Consider the following 18,034-nt stretch of genomic DNA (forward strand, 5'->3'; position numbering starts at 1 on the left):
GTTTCTTGCGCAAAAGCAGCGGGTAAAGTAGCCTGATAAAAATTTCCCGAGATCGAGTCTTCTGCATGTTAAAGCGTCTGTTCTACAGCCTGTTAGTCATGATCGGCTTGCTGCTGTTGACTGTGCTCGGCCTCGATCGCTGGATGAGCTGGAAAACCGCGCCTTATATCTACGACGAGTTGCAGGATCTCCCCTACCGTCAGGTCGGCGTGGTGCTTGGCACAGCAAAGTATTATCGCACCGGAGTCATTAATCAGTATTACCGCTACCGTATTCAGGGAGCGATTAATGCCTATAACAGCGGTAAGGTGAACTATCTATTACTTAGCGGCGATAACGCGTTGCAAAGTTATAACGAGCCGATGACCATGCGCAAAGATTTAATAGCCGCTGGCGTCGACCCCTCTGATATTGTTCTCGATTACGCGGGCTTCCGAACGCTGGATTCCATCGTACGCACGCGCAAAGTGTTCGATACTAATGATTTCATTATTATCACCCAGCGTTTTCACTGTGAACGGGCATTATTTATCGCTTTACATATGGGTATTCAGGCCCAGTGTTATGCCGTACCATCGCCAAAAGATATGTGGTCTGTCCGTATTCGCGAATTTGCCGCCCGTTTCGGCGCGCTGGCTGACCTTTATATTTTTAAACGTGAGCCGCGCTTTTTAGGTCCATTGGTCCCTATTCCGGCAATGCATCAAGTGCCGGAAGATGCGCAGGGCTATCCCGCCGTCACGCCCGAGCAGTTACTTGAATTACAAAAGAAACAAGGAAAGTAGTTATGGATGTACAGCAGTTTTTTGTCGTTGCCGTTTTTTTCCTAATCCCTGTATTTTGTTTTCGCGAAGCGTGGAAAGGCTGGCGTGCTGGCGCGATTGATAAACGGGTTAAAAATTCGCCGGAACCGGTGTATGTCTGGCGCGAAAAAAATCCGGGACTCTTCTTTGCTTATATGGTGGCGTATTGCGGTTTCGGAATTTTATCTATTGGCATGATTATTTATCTTATTTTCTATCGTTAATATTTCCCTCTCCAGATAATTATTGAGAATAATTATTACTTCACCTGATAAGCTGCGGATATCACATTCTTAACCGCGGCTATTTGTGAATCCTTTCACAGTTTAAATTTCCCCGCACGCTTAGCCTTAATATCAATACATTATTATTCACTAAACGCTCGCCTTAATTACCTATAGCATTAAGGAAGATCACATGCCGCAACAAAATTATCTGGATGAACTCACTCCGGCTTTTACGCCTTTACTGGCGATTAAAGAAGCCTCTCGCTGTTTATTATGTCACGACGCGCCCTGTAGTCAGGCTTGCCCGGCGCAAACCGATCCGGGAAAATTTATTCGCTCAATTTATTTTCGTAATTTTAAAGGTGCTGCCGAGACAATTCGCGAAAATAACGCGCTCGGTGCCGTTTGTGCCAGAGTGTGCCCGACGGAAAAATTATGCCAGCGCGGTTGTACACGAGCCGGTGTCGACGACCCAATTGATATTGGCCGCTTACAGCGTTTTGTTACTGATTTCGAACAGCAAACCGGAATGGAGATTTATCAGCCCGGCAGTAAAACGCTCGGCAAAGTGGCGATCATTGGCGCAGGCCCTGCCGGGCTACAAGCGAGTGTGACACTGACCAACCGGGGATACGACGTCACGATTTATGAAAAAGAAGCACAGCCAGGTGGTTGGCTGCGTAATGGCATTCCACAATTTCGTTTGCCGCAATCGGTGCTGGATGCAGAAATCGCCCGTATCGAAAAAATGGGCGTGACCATTAAGTGCAATTGCGAGATTGGTAAAACACTCCCCCTGGAGCAACTTAAAGCGGAAAACCGAGCGGTACTGGTGACTGTCGGTTTATCGCGCGGTGCCACCCTGCCACTGTTTGAGCATAGCGATGTTGAGATCGCCGTCGATTTCCTGCAACGCGCACGCCAGGCACAAGGCGATATCAGCGTCCCGCAGAACGCATTAATTATTGGTGGCGGCGATGTCGCAATGGACGTTGCCAGCACGCTGAAAGTTCTTGGTTGCCAGGCGGTGACCTGCGTTGCGCGTGAAGAGTTAGATGAGTTTCCGGCAAGCAAGAAAGAGTTCACCAACGCTCAAAAATTGGGTGTATCGATTATCGATGGCTTTACGCCAGTGGCTGTAGACGGCAATAAAGTGACGTTTAAACATGTTCGTTTACCGGGCGAACTGACGATGGCTGCGGACAAAATTATTCTCGCTGTAGGTCAACATGCCGAACTTGCCGCTTTTTCCGCACTGGAACCACAGCGCAACACCATCGAAACGCAAAATTACCAGACCCGCGACCCGCAACTGTTTGCCGCTGGCGATATTGTTGAGGGTGACAAAACCGTGGTTTATGCAGTGAAAACCGGGAAAGAAGCCGCCGAGGCGATTCATCATTATTTAGAGGGAGCTTGCTCATGTTAACGAAAGATCTTTCTATTACCTTTTGCGGCGTGAAGTTTCCCAACCCGTTCTGCCTCTCTTCTTCGCCGGTTGGCAATTGCTACGAGATGTGCGCCAAAGCCTACGACACCGGCTGGGGTGGCGTGGTGTTCAAAACGATCGGCTTTTTTATCGCTAATGAAGTCTCACCGCGTTTTGATCATCTGGTGAAAGAAGATACCGGTTTTATCGGCTTCAAAAATATGGAGCAGATTGCTGAACATCCGTTGGAAGAGAATCTGGCCGCACTGCGTCGGCTGAAAGAAGATTACCCGGACAAAGTATTGATCGCCTCGATCATGGGGGAAAATGAGCAGCAGTGGGAAGAGCTGGCGCGTCTGGTACAAGAAGCTGGCGCGGATATGATCGAGTGTAACTTCTCCTGTCCGCAGATGACCTCCCATGCGATGGGTAGCGATGTCGGGCAAAGCCCGGAGCTGGTAGAAAAATATTGTCGGGCAGTGAAACGTGGTTCCACGCTGCCAATGCTGGCGAAGATGACGCCGAATATCGGTGATATGTGCGAAGTGGCGCTGGCGGCAAAACGCGGCGGCGCAGATGGTATTGCAGCGATTAACACCGTCAAATCCATCACCAATATCGATCTTAATCAGAAAATCGGTATGCCGATCGTCAACGGTAAATCGAGTATTTCCGGTTATTCCGGTAAAGCAGTGAAACCGATCGCCCTGCGCTTTATTCAGCAAATGCGCACCCATCCAGAGCTGCGCGATTTCCCGATCAGCGGTATCGGCGGTATTGAAACCTGGGAAGATGCGGCGGAGTTTTTATTGCTCGGCGCGGCAACCTTGCAGGTGACCACCGGCATTATGCAGTACGGGTATCGGATAGTGGAAGATATGGCGAGCGGGTTGTCGCATTACCTTGCCGATCAGGGATTTGCCTCGTTGCAGGAGATGGTGGGTCTGGCGAATCATAATATTGTTCCGGCAGAAGATTTAGACCGCAGCTATATCGTCTATCCCCATATCAATCTCGATAAATGTGTTGGCTGTGGGCGCTGTTACATTTCCTGTTACGACGGCGGTCATCAGGCGATGGAATGGAACGAGAAAGCGCGCACGCCGCATTGTAATACCGAAAAATGCGTTGGTTGTTTGCTTTGCGGTCATGTTTGCCCGGTGGGTTGTATCGATCTCGGGGAAGTGAAGTTTAAGAAGGGAGAGAAAGAACACCCGGTAACGTTGTAAAACCAGCGTTGCATCCGGCATTTGGCATCTGTCGCCGGATGCGGCGCGAACGCCTTATCCGGCATACAAAACCATATAAATCAGTATGTTGTGCTCATTGTAGGCCGGATAAAACGCGCCAGCGTTGCATCCGGCATTTGGCTCCTGTCGCCGGATGTGGCGTGAACGCCTTATCCGGCATACAAAACCATATAAATCAGTATATTGTGCTCATTGTAGACCGGATAAAACGCGCCAGCGTTGCATCCGGCAATACCCACATTCATATCACTTCTTACGCGCGTACTTCAGTGAATCCAGCGCCACGGCGAAGATAATAATCGCCCCTTTGATGATGTACTGCCAGTACGGGTTTACGCCGATGTACGTCAGGCCATAGTTAATGACCGTAAAGATAATTACCCCGGTCACTACACCAATGACCGTCCCCACACCGCCGCTGAACGATACGCCGCCCACCACGCACGCCGCGATAGCATCCAGCTCATACATAAAGCCGAGGTTGTTGGTGGCCGAGCCGATACGTCCAGCTTCTAACATCCCGCCGAAGGCATAGAACACGCCAGACAGCGCGTAGATCATCAGCAGGTTCAGGCCGACGTTAACACCAGATACTTTTGCCGCTTCCGGGTTACCGCCGATAGCAAAAATATTCTTACCGAAGCGGGTTTTGTTCCACAGTACCCAAACGAACGCCACGGCAATCAGCGCGTAGAAGGTGATGTAAGAGAGCCGGAAACTCCCCAGTGCAATAAATCCCTGGGCAAAGGTGGAGAAGCCGCTATCAAAACCAGAAATCGGCGACGCCCCCACAAAGTCGTAATAGAGCGAGTTGATGCCGTAGACGATAATCATCGTGCCGAGAGTGGTAATAAATGGCGTTACGTTGAGATAGGCGATAATCAGGCCGTTGATCAAACCGATAACCGCGCCAATGGCACAGACAATCAGAATAACCAGCGCTATCGGCATCGTCGCCATTTCCGGGAACACTTTGTTGGCGTTATCCATCGACTGCAATAACGTCGCCGCTACAACTGCCGCCAACCCCACCTGACGACCAGCGGAAAGGTCAGTCCCCTGGGTGACAATTAACCCTGCCACACCGAGGGCGATAATAATACGCACCGATGACTGGGTGAGAATATTACTTAAATTCAACAGACTTAAAAATGTTGGGTCCTGGAAAATAATAATCGCCAGCAAAACTAAAAGAACGACGTAAATACCGCCCTCTTTCAGGTAAGTAAGAAAACTTTTCTTATTTAACGCACTCATGGGAAGCCCCTAATCTTAAAGGTGCAAAGACGCAAGACGTAGAATTTCGTTTTGCGTTGTTGTTTTTGTATCGACAATTCCGGAAACGAGGCCATTGCTCATAACCAGAATACGGTCTGTTATCCCTAACAACTCTGGCATTTCAGAGGAGATAATAATAATCCCCTTGCCTTTCTTCGCCAGTTCGGCAATTAACTGATAAATTTCAAACTTCGCTCCGACATCAATACCGCGCGTCGGTTCGTCGAGCATTAATATTTCTGGTTGCGTTAACAGCCAGCGACCAATAATCACCTTTTGCTGATTACCACCTGAGAGCGAACCAATTTGCGTACGATGCCCTGGCGTTTTTACCCGCATCGAATCAATCACCCACTGGGTATCGCTTTTCATCCGCGAGTTATCCAACAAGCCCACTTTATTTTTGTAGTTGCGAATATTGGAAATTAATGAGTTAAAGCCAATATCCAGATAGGCATAAATTCCCGTTGAACGGCGTTCTTCAGTTACTAGTGCAAATCCGTGGTTAATGGCTTCGTTGGCATTATGGTTATTGATCTTTTTGCCATGCAACGTAATGGTGCCAGCAGATTTCTCGCGAATGCCAAATAATGTCTCAACAATATCGGTACGTTTCGCCCCCACCAGCCCGGCAATACCGAGGATCTCCCCTTTATGCAGGTCAAACGAGACATCGCGAATCGATGGCTGGCGTAGTGACGTCAGGTTACGCACTTCGAGGATCACTTCGCCCGGCTTGTTTTCTTTATCCGGGAAACGCTGGTTAAGAGAACGACCAACCATCATGGCGATGATCTTGTCCATCGTCAGCCCTTCCAGCGGTTCGGTAGCGATCCACTGACCGTCGCGCAATACGGTGACTTCATCACATAACTGGAAAATCTCTTCCATTTTATGCGAGATATAGACAATACCGCAGCCGCGTTCTTTTAATTTACGAATAATAGTAAACAGATGATTGACCTCTTTTTCGGTTAACGAAGAAGTCGGTTCATCCATAATCACAATTTTCGCGTTATAGGAAAACGCTTTAGCAATTTCGATCATCTGCATTTGCGAAACGGATAATGTGCCGACGCGCGCACGCGGATCGATATCAATATCCAGTTCATCAAAAATCGCTTTAGTTTCGCGGTACATTTTGTCCTGATCAACAAACATGCCTTTGGTGGGATATCGCCCCAGCCACATGTTGTCCATCACCGAACGTTGTAATACCAGGTTTAACTCCTGGTGTACCATCGAAATACCATTTTCCAGTGCTTCTTTGGCAGAATGAAAATCGATCTCTTTACCCTGGAATAAAATGGTGCCGGCATCTTTTTGATAAATACCAAACAGGCATTTTAATAATGTTGATTTTCCCGCGCCGTTTTCCCCCATTAATGCATGGATAGAATGTGGCCGGACATTTAAATTAACGTTATCAAGTGCCTTAACACCGGGAAAGGACTTGTTGATACCGCTCATTTCCAACAAGTATTCACCTGATGACGGAGTCGTTGAGCTGACCATATAATTTTACCTTGTTGGTCATACAATAAGGGCGCAATAAACTATTGCGCCCGTTCAGTCTTATTTCTTGCTGAATTCAGCCAGGTTATCTTTGTCTACGCCAACATAAGGTACGCGAACCACTTTGTTGTCGATTTTCCAGTTGGTGCCGTCAGCGGCGCCCTTGCCATCGGCCAGGTTTTTCGCCAGATCAAAAGTCGCTTTCGCCTGGTTGTTGGCATCATTCAGTACGGTACCCGCCAGCGCACCGGATTTCACCAGCGCCAGAGCTTCTGGCAGCGCATCGACGCCAAACACCGGAATGCTGGACTTGTTGTGTGCTTTCAGCGCTTCAACCGCACCCATTGCCATCGCATCGTTGTTAGCAATAACCACTTCGATTTTGTTGGCGTTCGGGCCAGACAGCCAGGCGTCCATCTTATCTTTCGCCTGAGCAGTGTCCCACATAGCGGTATCTAACTGTAACTGTTCAGTTTTGATGCCTTTGTCGTTCAGTTCTTTAATCACGTAAGTGGTGCGTGCTTCTGCGTCCGGATGGCCCGGCTCGCCTTTCAGCAGTACGAACTGAATCTGACCGTCTTTGTTCAGATCCCACCCCTGATTCGCCGCCCAGTGTTTAGCAATCAGATCGCCCTGGATAATGCCGGACTCTTTGGAGTCAGTACCAACGTAGTAGGCTTTGTCGTAGCTATCCAGTGCCTTACGGGAAGGTTCTTTGTTGAAGAAAACCACCGGCACGTTTTGCCCGCGCGCTTTCTCAATCACCGTACCCGCAGCTGCCGGGTCAACCAGGTTGATTGCCAGCGCCTTCACCCCTTTCGCCAACAGCACGTCAATCTGATCGTTCTGCTTGGACTGGTCATTCTGTGAATCATTCATCAGCAACTGGACGTCTGGTGCTGCTTTCGCATCCTGTTCGATAGCCTTACGCACAACAGACATAAAGTTATCGTCATATTTATAAATCGTCACACCAATACGGGTATCAGCAGCGTGTGCAGCGGCGCCGAATAACATGCTGGCCATCACAGCAGACAGGGTTAACACCTTCTTATTCATGGTATCTCCGGTTTTTCTTATGCAGGGTAGTGCTTGAGATAAATGCTCGGCGGGCCAGTATGGTTAATGAAGTGTTACTGAACGCCGAAGCTCATTTTTAAAAATCCGTTCGTCCATGCCCGGTAACGCTCCATAAAACGGCTCTAATTGTTGTTACGACGCCATAACCTCGATAAAAGCGATTATTCGCTGTTACATACAAGTTACAACGTTAAAACGGTGCAATCATAGCTACCACATTGTTAACATACTGTGAAATCACTCACAAATTGAAAGCGGTTACATCCTCTGATTTGCTCAGTTAGTGATCGCCGCCGCATTCTGGCGTATTGCGACAGAATGGCGGCGCACTAACGTCGGCATAAAACAGTGGCTGGCACGCGGATCAATGTTGCCTGCTGCCCCCTGCAAGGCCAGTTCCGTGGCTAATTTTGCCATCGAAGCAATGGGGTAACGCACAGTCGTTAATTGCGGGTCGGTGTAACGAGCAATGGGGATATCATCGAAACCAATGATTGAGAGATGTAACGGAATCGCAATGCCATTATCTTTTAATGCCGTCAGAGCGCCAGCGGCCATATTGTCGTTATAGGCAAATACAGCGGTAAGTTGTAGATTGCGCCCGAGTAGTTCAACCATCGCCGCCTCGCCGCCTGGCATATCCGGTGTCCCCGTGCCAATCCAGCTTTCCGGCGGAATAATATCCTGCTCTTTCAGCGCGCTTATCCAGCCCGCTTTACGCATTGCGTCATCTTCAATGCTGTGGCTGGAAGAGAGATAGCCGATACGTTGATGGCCGTTGTTCAGCAACATGCGCGTCGCCATTCTGGCGCCGCTAATATTATCCAGACAAACACAGCGATGGGCATAGCCAGGCACAACCCGATTGATGAGCACCATGCCAGGAATGTTGTCCATAAATTGCGCCAGTTCATCGTCACTTAACGCTTTTGAATGAACGATCAACGCGTTACAACGCTGGCGGATTAGCACTTCGATGGCATGACGCTCTTTTTCCGCTTCATGATAGCTATTGCCAATCAACACATATTTCTGATGTTGCTGGGCAACGAGATCGACGGCTTTAACCAATGCGCCGAAAAATGCATCTGAAACATCCATGACCACCACACCGATGGTATCGCTCACCTGAGTTGCCAGCGCCTGTGCATTGGCATTTGGCCGATAATCCAACTCACTCACCGCTTTCATAACTGCTTCACGCGTGTCGGCACTTACCAGCGTGCTGTTATTGAGCACCCGGGAAACCGTTGCCACAGAGACGCCAGCCTGACGCGCTACATCACGAATGGTGATCATATTCACTACCTGTTATGAGATTGCAGTAGGTTACTGCTTGCTGGCGGCTATTTTGTCAGCACTGAATACAGGACTTCGTGAATCGAGTCACAGCAATGGAAACGGTTACAGCCGTTTTGTTAATGAATGTGATCCAGATCGTTATCTGGATGTTTTAGATAATGCAGGTCCGGCAGCGCGCAAGGTTAACTGACGCCAGAGCCATTCCACCGGCCCCTGACGGAAGTAACGCAGCCAGATAACAGAGAAAAGCAGGTTCGCCAGCCATACCGGAACGATAAACACCAGCAACTCCAGGCGGTCAAACTGGATAAACAAACCGAGGTGGTAAAACAGCGTGGTACAAATCAGCGTTTGCAGTAGATAATTGGTTAGCGCCATCCGTCCGACGCAGGCGATTGCCAATACCAGCTTAAAGCGGCTTAATTGCGGCCAAAAGCCATAAAACAGCGACGCATAGCCAATTGCCTGAAACGGCGCGCTAAGTTCACGCGGCATTTGAAGTAAGAAGGCACACCAGCGATACGCCCAGTCCAGCCGCCATTGCAGTGCGATAGCAGGAAGGTTAATCAGCACACCAATTGCCACCAGCACAAAACCGGTACGACGATAGTGACGTAAGCTGAACTGCCCTTTCAGCCAGCCGCTACGCATCAGCGCCGCGCCAATTAACATCATCCCCGCCAGTTGCCAGCCATACTGCGCGCCCAGTGCCAGTAAACTGTTGCCTACGCCATCGGCGCGGTTACTGATCGCTTCAACGCCGCCATGAAGTTTCCAGTATTTTTCATACAAAATGGCCGATGCATCTGGCGTCCAGGCGCGGCTGGTCTGGCTGTCAGAAATCAACCCCAGCAACAGCAAAACGCCAATCCCCACCAGATACAGCATCACGCCAGTATTAAATAAACTGTTTACCGATGGCGCATCGCGCACCAGTCGCCAACTGATTAAGCCCACCAACCCGTAAGCCAGCAGGATATCGCCGTCCCAGAACAATAAACCGTGAATAAAGCCCAGCAAGACTAACAGTGTTAACCGCGACTGAATCCAGCGTCTGCCGCGCGGCAGCAACATTTGCAGGCCCGCGCCAAACAGCAGCGCAAAAAGCGTGAGGAATTTTACCTGACCGATGAGATCCAAAAACGCCCAGGTCCAGGCGTCGGACGGGGTAATAGTGCCATACCAGGCGGGATTGAGATAAGCCGCCTTTGGTAAACCAAAGGCGCTGATGTTTAATAGCAGGATCCCCAGAATGGCGACGCCGCGAACAAAATCGAGCGTGACGTTGCGCTCCATGGTTCCTGCCTTTTAATCAGTTGTGATGACGCACAGCGCGCAGAAACTCGTGCCGCGTATTCTGACTGGATTTGAACAAACCACCGAGGGAGGTCGTTGTCGTGGCGCTGGTTGCATCGCGGATGCCACGCGCTTTCACGCAGTAATGCACCGCGTCGATGGAGACAGCCACGTTATTGGTCCCCAGCAGCGTTTGCAGCGCAATGAGGATTTGCTGAGTCAGACGTTCCTGCACCTGCGGGCGCTGGGCAAAGAACTGCACGATGCGGTTAATTTTCGACAGGCCAATCACCGAATCTTTCGGGATATAGGCTACCGTCGCTTTGCCATCGATAGTGACAAAATGGTGCTCGCAGGTGCTGGTCAGGGTGATATCGCGCACGGTGACCATTTCATCGACCTTCATTTTGTTTTCAATGAGGGTGATTTTCGGGAAATTGGCGTAATCCAGACCGGAGAAAATTTCATCGACATACATTTTAGCGATGCGATGCGGCGTTTCCATCAAACTGTCATCAGCGAGGTCGAGATTCAATAGCTGCATGATTTCAGTCATATGACCGGCGATAAGGCTTTTGCGCGTTTCGTTATCCATTTCATGCACGGGCGGGCGCAGCGGTGTTTCCAGTCCTCGCGCAACTAACGCTTCATGAACCAGGGCCGCTTCTTTACTGAGTGATGGCATTTACGTTTTCTCCTGCAGGTGTGACGCCTCCGCCCTGCGTGGGGGCAAAGTTATTAAGCTGATTAGCAGCCCGATTATTGTGCGTGAGGTGGCGCACATAATCCAGTATTCACAGCGATAATTATTGTAATTGCCGCTGCCTTTCAGCGTTAGATGTTAAAACATCGTTATGCATATGCGGAAGTGAAAGTTACTCACAGCGCATTGAATAAACGGTATGATGACTAAAATGCAAACAACACAACAAGGAGCCACGCATGGAAATGCTCGAAGAGCACCGCTGTTTTGAAGGCTGGCAGCAACGCTGGCGGCACGACTCCAGTACCTTAAATTGCCCGATGACGTTCAGCATCTTTCTCCCACCGCCCCGCGACAACGCCCCACCGCCTGTGCTGTACTGGCTTTCAGGTTTAACCTGCAATGACGAGAACTTCACCACCAAAGCAGGCGCTCAGCGCGTAGCGGCAGAACTGGGGATTGTGCTGGTGATGCCAGACACCAGCCCGCGCGGCGAACAGGTTGCCAACGATGATGGCTACGATTTAGGCCAGGGTGCAGGATTTTATCTCAACGCCACGCAACCACCGTGGGCGACGCATTACCGGATGTATGATTATCTGCACGATGAATTACCGATGCTGATTCAATCGCAATTTAACGTCAGCGATCGCTGTGCTATTAGCGGTCATTCGATGGGTGGTCATGGCGCATTGATTATGGCGCTGAAAAATCCGGGCAAATACACCAGCGTTTCGGCCTTTGCGCCGATTGTGAATCCGTGCAGCGTCCCGTGGGGAATCAAAGCATTTAGCGCCTATTTAGGTGAGGACAAAAATGCATGGCTGGAATGGGACAGTTGCGCGCTGATGTACGCCAGCAATGCGCAAGATGCGATTCCGACGCTTATCGATCAGGGTGATAACGATCAGTTTCTTGCCGACCAGCTTCAACCCGCGGTACTGGCAGAAGCTGCGCGCCAGAAAGCGTGGCCGATGACGCTACGTATTCAACCTGGTTATGATCACAGTTATTACTTCATTGCTTCTTTTATAGAGGATCATCTGCGCTTCCATGCGCAGTATTTACTGAAGTGAAAGTTCGCCCGGTTCGCCGGGCATCTCTTCATCAGAAGCGATAATCCACTGCCATAAAGTAACGACGCCCGTCTTCGTTATAGCTGTAGTCATCACGACTCAGATCTTTGTCGCCCAGGTTCAGCACGCCTGCGCGCAGTTTGACATCTTTGGTCACCTGCCAGGCCGCGCCGGTATTCCAGATGGTATAACCGCCCGGTGTTTTAGCGGTATCGCTATCGGCTCGTTTCTGACCAGTGTAGTGACCAGAAACATAAAACGACCAGTCTTCCAGCGCCAGCGGTTTCCAGTCCAGCGTACCGTTAGCGGTATGGAACGGCAGATCGGATAGCGGTTTGTTTTCACCGTTGCTGACATCGCGTCCATCGTTGTAGGTGTAGTTGAGTGACAGCTTCCATTCATCGTTGAACGGGATTTTCAACTCAGTTTCCACACCCTGGATACGTGCTTTATTGACGTTGTAGTAACTGAACACCGGTATACGTCGACCGTTTGCCCCCGTTTCAAAACCAACAAAGTTTTGGTAACCCGGCGCAGCATTGACGTCAGATGTACGGCTGATGCTAATACGATCTTTCACATCATTGCGGAAGACGGTCACACTGGATTCAACGCCTTCCAACCAACCTTCTTCGCCCATGTAGTAAAGCCCCAGCTCCCAACTTTCGCTGGTTTCTGGTTTCAGGTCCGGGCTACCAATAATCTTGCATGCGCCACGGCAGGAGTTGGTCGTCCAGTCGGGGCTAAGTTGTAATAACGAAGGTGCTTTAAAAGCCGTCGCCCAGCCGCCTTTTACTGTTACGGTATCGGTGGCGTTATAGACCAGATAGGCACGCGGGCTCCAGTGTTCGCCGTAGGTTTCGTGATCGTCCATACGCACGCCGGTCGTCAGCGCCAGCGGCTCGAAGATCCGCCATTCATCTTCCACAAACAGCGCGTACTGACTGGCGGACGTTTTAGTGCTGGTACCGCCGGTCAGGTTCACCGCATCGCTAAGTTTGTCGTGGCGCCATTCACCACCCACCGTGACAAACTGATTGATAGCCGTCAGCGGCAGCGTGTATTTACCATCGACCGTGTTACTTTCGGAAGTAATCGGGCTACTGTTGCCTGGGTTTTTGTTCTCGACTTTCTCACCATAATATTTCAGTTCGCTGGTGCCGTAATCCCAGCGCCCATTATGGCTTACGGAGTAGTTCTGGCGTTCGAGGCGGTTTTTGTCCAGCGAGTCAGAATCGCGATCCTGGCGGTCGAAACCGTAACCAGCGGTAAAATCGTGATTTTGATTCGGCGTCCAGGCAAATTCGACATTGCCGTCGCGGCTGGAGAATCCTTCAATACGCGGCGTTTCTCCCGTGTCGGTAGTAGAGGAACTCTGCGGGTCATCCTTTTCACGTTTTGCCAGGCTGCCGTAAGCTTTCATTCCCAGCACGCCGTCAATCAGCGGTCCACTCGTGAAGAACTGGCCGTTGTAGGTGTCACCGCGATCGCGATGTTCCTGAATGGTGGTATCTACCGTTACCGTACCTGACCATTTCTGGCCGATTTTTTTAGTGATGATGTTCACCACGCCGCCGAGCGCATCGGAACCATACAGTGAAGACATCGGGCCACGTACCACTTCGATACGTTCGATAGAATCGACCGGGATCCAGTTCAGGTCAAAGTCATTATGGCGGAAGACGGCATTGCGCGAGTTAACACGTTTACCATCGACAAGAATCAGGGTGTAGCTGCTATCCAGACCACGAATACTGACGCCCTTACGGTTGTCCCCTTCGTTAGTCAGTTGTACGCCCGGCACTTCTTTGAGGACATCCTTCAAATTTTGCACTGGTTTACGTTGCAAATCTTGCTGGGTAATGACACTGATACTGGCGGGCGCATCTTTGAGGTTTTGTTCAACGGAAGATGCCGTGACTACCATCGTTTCGCCATCATCATCAACCGCTAACACAGGCCATGCACATGAAACTGCGGACAAACACAGCCCGACCCGTACGAAAGGGTTCAACCTAAACATTCCATATCTCCATGAGGTAACTACGAAAATAAAATGGGTTATCGCTCACATCTTCTTCATGTCCCCTTGCGTACGGCAGCATCGCGGTAGACTTTTTTGTATGCAGGTGATCATCCCAAAAGCCTGAACAGCCTCTGATTTGTCAGCCTTTTTTGATTTCTGCGTAACGATAATGCAAACGATAACAATTATCAATCCAAATGTTAAATTTTATATCCGTATGAATACTAAGGAAAAGAAAAAGCCCTCTCGGTTGAGAGGGCTTTATTAAGGAAGGGGTAAAACTTATTTCTTATCGTTCTGCGGGAACTTCATTTCGCTGTAGCGTACGAAGTGGGTTCCTTTAATCAACTTATAGCCAAACCAGATCATAAGGAACAGCGGGATGCCAATATAGGTTGCCGCTACGCCACCCCAGTCGATAGTGTCTTTCAGGAACGCTTCGTAGTTCTGGCCCAGAGTGATAATCAGGCACAGCACAAAAGCGAAGATCGGTCCCAGCGGGAAGAAGCCTGAACGGTACGGCAGATCGTTAATATCATGCCCCTGCAGCACATAACCGCGACGGAAACGATAATGGCTGATCGCAATTCCCAGCCAGGCGATAAAGCCTGTCATACCGGAGGTGTTCAGCAGCCACAGGTATACCGTCTGGTTACCAAACATGGAGGTCAGGAAGCACAGACCTGCAATTACCGTGGTCGCATACAGTGCGTTACGCGGTACGCCGCCACGCGATAATTTAGCGAAAATGCGCGGTGCTTTACCGTCACACGCCAGGGTGTACAGCATACGAGTAGACGCATACATACCGGAGTTACCCGCTGACAGCACCGCCGTCAGAATAACCGCGTTCATCACCGCCGCCGCAGAGAGCAGACCCGCATGCTGGAACACCAGGGTGAACGGGCTGACGCTGATGTCTTTAACATCATTACGCAGCAGGCTCGGATCGGTGTATGGAATGATCAGGCTGATGATCAGGATTGCGAACACATAGAACAGCAGGATTCGCCAGAACACCTGACGTACCGCGCGTGGAATGTTTTTCGCCGGTTCTTCGGACTCGCCTGCAGCAATACCGATCAGCTCGGTTCCCTGGAAAGAGAAGCCGACAATCATTGCCACACCGATCATCGCCGCAAAACCACCAGCAAATGGTGCTTCGCCAATCGTCCAGTTGCTCCAGCCCGCAGGCTGTGCGCCTTTGAAGATGCCGATAATCATCATCACGCCGACGATGATAAAGACAATGACCGTGGTGACTTTGATCAGTGAGAACCAGTATTCCGCCTCGCCAAAGCCACGAACTGAAATGTAGTTCAGGAGGAAGATAACGCCGAGGAACAGCGCACTCCAGATCCAACCCGGGGTGTCCGGGAACCACCAGCTCATGACCAACTGAGCGGCCACCAGGTCAACGGCGATAGTTACCGCCCAGTTGTACCAGTAGTTCCAGCCCAGCGCGAAGCCAAAGCCTTCTTCTACATAGTTCTGACCGTAAGTGGCAAAGGAACCAGAAACCGGCATATATGCCGCCAGTTCACCAAGACTGGTCATCAGGAAGTAAACCATCAGGCCGATCAGAATATACGAGAGCAGCGCCCCACCTGGACCTGCCTGAGAGATCGTTGCGCCAGAGGCAACAAAAAGACCCGTACCGATGGAACCGCCAATGGCAATCATCGTCAGGTGACGCGCCTTTAATTCACGGCGTAAGCCCGGCGCTTCTGTGGTTTTAGTTTCGGAAACCATACGAAAATGCTATCCATCTTAAAAATGAGGCGCGATTGTAGCAGACGATTTGCAATCCTTCCGGTAGAAATACGCTTTTATAAGACACCTTCATGATCGTCCAGGGATTATAAGTAAAGCAACCAATCTCTTTTCTGGCGAATGTATACCGGTGGTGCTGCGTCACAAAATCGACACAGCCCCGTAGGTTTCTGTACAACGGATTAACGCGGCAAAGTGGAGGAATCGCAGTACTCCAGAAAGCGCCGTAACGCGTTGGAAAGGTGTTTCTGCCGATGATGTATACGCCACAACGTACGCATCAGGCGCGGCAGAGGGACAGCAACTTCACTTAATGTGCCAGCCTGCAATTGATCTTCAATGACCCTTCGCGACAGGCAACTAATTCCCAACCCATGACGCACCGCATGTTTGATTGCCTCGGAGTTACCTAATTCCATCGCCATCTCAAACTTCGGTAAATGCGACAGTAACAGATAATCGACAATCTCCCGCGTGCCTGAACCGCGTTCACGCAGGATCCACGGCGCAGCGGCCAGCTGTTCTAAGGTGACCGGACCACGAGCCAGCGGCGAAGTCGGCGCGGCGAAAACCACCAGCTCGTCTTCCAGCCACGGTTCAGAAATGATTTCAGTGCTGTGGCACGGTCCTTCAATAAAGCCAATATCAACGCGGAAATCCAGCACCGCTTGCATCACGTCCTGGCTGTTCCCAACGCTCAGTTCAATCGGCAACTGCGGATAATCATGGCGATAACGGGCGATGACTGCAGGCAGAATGTAGTTACCGATGGTACTACTGGCATAGACACGAATCGCGCCGTTGTCTTCGCGAAACAGTTGTTCGATTTCAATCGCCTGTTCAAGCAGTGCCAACGCACGCGGATAGAGCAGCCGCCCGTGTTCATTAACAACCAGTCTTTTACCCACGCGATCAAACAGTTGCACGCCAAGCTGCCCTTCCAGGTCGGTCAAGGCTGCACTCACTGCTGATTGCGACAACGCCAGCATCACCGACGCCTGGGTGGTTGATCCACTTTTCAATACTTCTGCAAAAACTTCCAACTGCCGGAGGGTGATGTGCATAGTCGCTTACCACTTATAAAGATTAATTATAAATATATAATCAATTTTATTTTTAAACCAGTTAGTCGTAACCTTATGCCCGGTTAAAGGAGAGGGTTATGACGAATATCACCTTACAGAAACAACATCGTACACTGTGGCATTTTATTCCGGGGTTAGCCCTGAGTGCAGTTATCACCGGGGTCGCCCTGTGGGGTGGTTCCATTCCCGCGATTGCGGGTGCCGGGTTTAGTGCCCTCACCCTCGCAATCTTGTTGGGGATGGTTTTAGGCAACACCATCTATCCGCACATCTGGAAAAGCTGTGACGGTGGCGTGCTGTTTGCCAAGCAATATTTATTACGTCTGGGTATCATTCTTTATGGCTTCCGTCTGACGTTCTCACAAATTGCCGATGTCGGTATCAGTGGGATCATCATTGACGTGCTGACGCTGTCCAGTACCTTCCTGCTGGCTTGCTTCCTGGGGCAGAAAGTGTTTGGTCTGGATAAGCACACCAGCTGGTTGATCGGTGCCGGTAGCAGTATCTGTGGTGCTGCAGCGGTACTGGCGACTGAGCCGGTAGTGAAAGCGGAAGCCAGTAAAGTAACCGTGGCTGTTGCAACCGTTGTTATCTTCGGGACCGTCGCGATTTTCCTCTACCCGGCGATATATCCACTGATGTCTCAATGGTTTAGCCCGGAAACTTTCGGTATCTACATTGGTTCTACTGTGCACGAAGTGGCGCAGGTGGTGGCGGCAGGTCATGCCATCAGCCCGGATGCAGAAAACGCAGCGGTTATTTCCAAAATGCTGCGCGTGATGATGCTGGCCCCGTTCCTCATCCTGCTGGCGGCGCGTGTTAAACAGCTGTCTGGGGCGAACAGCGGCGAGAAAAGCAAAATCACTATTCCGTGGTTTGCCATCTTGTTCATCGTAGTTGCCATCTTTAACTCGTTCCACCTGTTACCGCAGAGCGTGGTGAACATGCTGGTAACGCTGGATACATTCCTGCTGGCAATGGCGATGGCGGCGCTGGGTCTGACCACTCACGTCAGCGCGCTGAAAAAAGCCGGGGCGAAACCTCTGCTGATGGCACTGGTACTGTTTGCCTGGCTGATTGTTGGTGGTGGTGCAATTAACTATGTGATTCAAAGCGTCATCGCATAAACCACTACATCTTGCTCCTGTTAACCCGCTATCATTACCGTTTTCCTCCAGCGGGTTTAACAGG

The 18,034-nt window shown here is 50.4% G+C and carries 15 protein-coding genes; 6 read left to right on the forward strand and 9 right to left on the reverse strand.

Annotated features, from left to right (window positions below; all coding sequences use genetic code 11):
• The first annotated feature begins 65 nt into the window (after window positions 1-65).
• The 4 genes from sanA (at window position 66) to preA (ending at window position 3,688) form a co-directional block, all read left to right on the forward strand.
• On the forward strand, window positions 66-785 hold the full coding sequence (gene sanA, locus FEK50_RS05775) for an outer membrane permeability protein SanA (protein WP_130207054.1): 720 nt from the start codon (window positions 66-68) through the stop codon (window positions 783-785).
• 2 nt (window positions 786-787) lie between these two features.
• Window positions 788-1,027 carry a DUF2542 family protein gene (locus FEK50_RS05780; RefSeq protein WP_130207056.1) on the forward strand — a complete coding sequence of 80 codons (240 nt, stop codon included), beginning with the start codon at window positions 788-790 and terminating at the stop codon, window positions 1,025-1,027.
• A gap of 193 nt (window positions 1,028-1,220) precedes the next feature.
• Window positions 1,221-2,459, forward strand: coding sequence for an NAD(P)-dependent oxidoreductase (locus tag FEK50_RS05785; protein WP_131162182.1), 1,239 nt, complete (start codon window positions 1,221-1,223; stop codon window positions 2,457-2,459).
• The gene (gene preA / locus FEK50_RS05790) at window positions 2,453-3,688 is read left to right on the forward strand and encodes an NAD-dependent dihydropyrimidine dehydrogenase subunit PreA (RefSeq protein ID WP_131162183.1); all 1,236 of its coding nucleotides are present in this window, start codon (window positions 2,453-2,455) and stop codon (window positions 3,686-3,688) included. The genes FEK50_RS05785 and preA overlap by 7 nt, the downstream gene beginning before the upstream one ends.
• 267 nt (window positions 3,689-3,955) lie before the next feature.
• On the opposite strand, the gene mglC is transcribed toward preA, so the two are convergent.
• The 6 genes from mglC to folE all read right to left on the reverse strand — a co-directional run bounded on the left by mglC (window position 3,956) and on the right by folE (window position 10,865).
• Window positions 3,956-4,966, reverse strand: coding sequence for a galactose/methyl galactoside ABC transporter permease MglC (mglC, locus tag FEK50_RS05795; protein ID WP_001275110.1), 1,011 nt, complete (start codon window positions 4,964-4,966; stop codon window positions 3,956-3,958).
• 15 nt (window positions 4,967-4,981) lie between these two features.
• Window positions 4,982-6,502 carry a galactose/methyl galactoside ABC transporter ATP-binding protein MglA gene (gene mglA / locus FEK50_RS05800; protein ID WP_130207062.1) on the reverse strand — a complete coding sequence of 507 codons (1,521 nt, stop codon included), beginning with the start codon at window positions 6,500-6,502 and terminating at the stop codon, window positions 4,982-4,984.
• 60 nt (window positions 6,503-6,562) lie between these two features.
• Window positions 6,563-7,561, reverse strand: coding sequence for a galactose/glucose ABC transporter substrate-binding protein MglB (gene mglB / locus FEK50_RS05805; protein WP_001036964.1), 999 nt, complete (start codon window positions 7,559-7,561; stop codon window positions 6,563-6,565).
• A gap of 297 nt (window positions 7,562-7,858) precedes the next feature.
• The gene (gene galS / locus FEK50_RS05810) at window positions 7,859-8,881 is read right to left on the reverse strand and encodes an HTH-type transcriptional regulator GalS (protein ID WP_131162184.1); all 1,023 of its coding nucleotides are present in this window, start codon (window positions 8,879-8,881) and stop codon (window positions 7,859-7,861) included.
• A 141-nt stretch (window positions 8,882-9,022) separates the two neighbouring features.
• Window positions 9,023-10,180: a DUF418 domain-containing protein YeiB gene (gene yeiB, locus FEK50_RS05815; RefSeq protein WP_131162185.1), complete on the reverse strand. Its 1,158-nt coding sequence runs from the start codon at window positions 10,178-10,180 to the stop codon at window positions 9,023-9,025.
• A 16-nt stretch (window positions 10,181-10,196) separates the two neighbouring features.
• Window positions 10,197-10,865: a GTP cyclohydrolase I FolE gene (folE, locus tag FEK50_RS05820; protein WP_001139613.1), complete on the reverse strand. Its 669-nt coding sequence runs from the start codon at window positions 10,863-10,865 to the stop codon at window positions 10,197-10,199.
• A 257-nt stretch (window positions 10,866-11,122) separates the two neighbouring features.
• Between folE and yeiG the strand changes: the two genes are divergently transcribed.
• Complete coding sequence (gene yeiG, locus FEK50_RS05825; RefSeq protein ID WP_131162186.1) at window positions 11,123-11,959, forward strand: S-formylglutathione hydrolase; 837 nt, start codon at window positions 11,123-11,125, stop codon at window positions 11,957-11,959.
• Window positions 11,960-11,990: 31 nt separating this feature from the next.
• Here yeiG and cirA read toward each other — a convergent pair whose 3' ends face one another.
• The 3 genes from cirA to yieE form a co-directional block, all read right to left on the reverse strand.
• Window positions 11,991-13,982 (reverse strand): catecholate siderophore receptor CirA, encoded by a 1,992-nt coding sequence (gene cirA, locus FEK50_RS05830; RefSeq protein ID WP_130207070.1) that lies wholly within the window; start codon window positions 13,980-13,982, stop codon window positions 11,991-11,993.
• A gap of 285 nt (window positions 13,983-14,267) precedes the next feature.
• Entirely contained in the window at window positions 14,268-15,737 is a 1,470-nt protein-coding gene (lysP, locus tag FEK50_RS05835) for a lysine-specific permease (protein WP_130207072.1), read from the reverse strand.
• A gap of 203 nt (window positions 15,738-15,940) precedes the next feature.
• The gene (gene yieE / locus FEK50_RS05840) at window positions 15,941-16,822 is read right to left on the reverse strand and encodes a DNA-binding transcriptional regulator YeiE (RefSeq protein WP_130207074.1); all 882 of its coding nucleotides are present in this window, start codon (window positions 16,820-16,822) and stop codon (window positions 15,941-15,943) included.
• Window positions 16,823-16,920: 98 nt separating this feature from the next.
• On the opposite strand from yieE, the gene FEK50_RS05845 reads away from it, so the two are divergent.
• Window positions 16,921-17,970 (forward strand): YeiH family protein, encoded by a 1,050-nt coding sequence (locus tag FEK50_RS05845; protein WP_000182044.1) that lies wholly within the window; start codon window positions 16,921-16,923, stop codon window positions 17,968-17,970.
• The last annotated feature ends 64 nt before the right edge of the window (window positions 17,971-18,034 follow it).

Source organism: Escherichia sp. E2586 (assembly GCF_005781105.1).
In the GTDB taxonomy this organism is placed as follows: domain Bacteria; phylum Pseudomonadota; class Gammaproteobacteria; order Enterobacterales; family Enterobacteriaceae; genus Escherichia.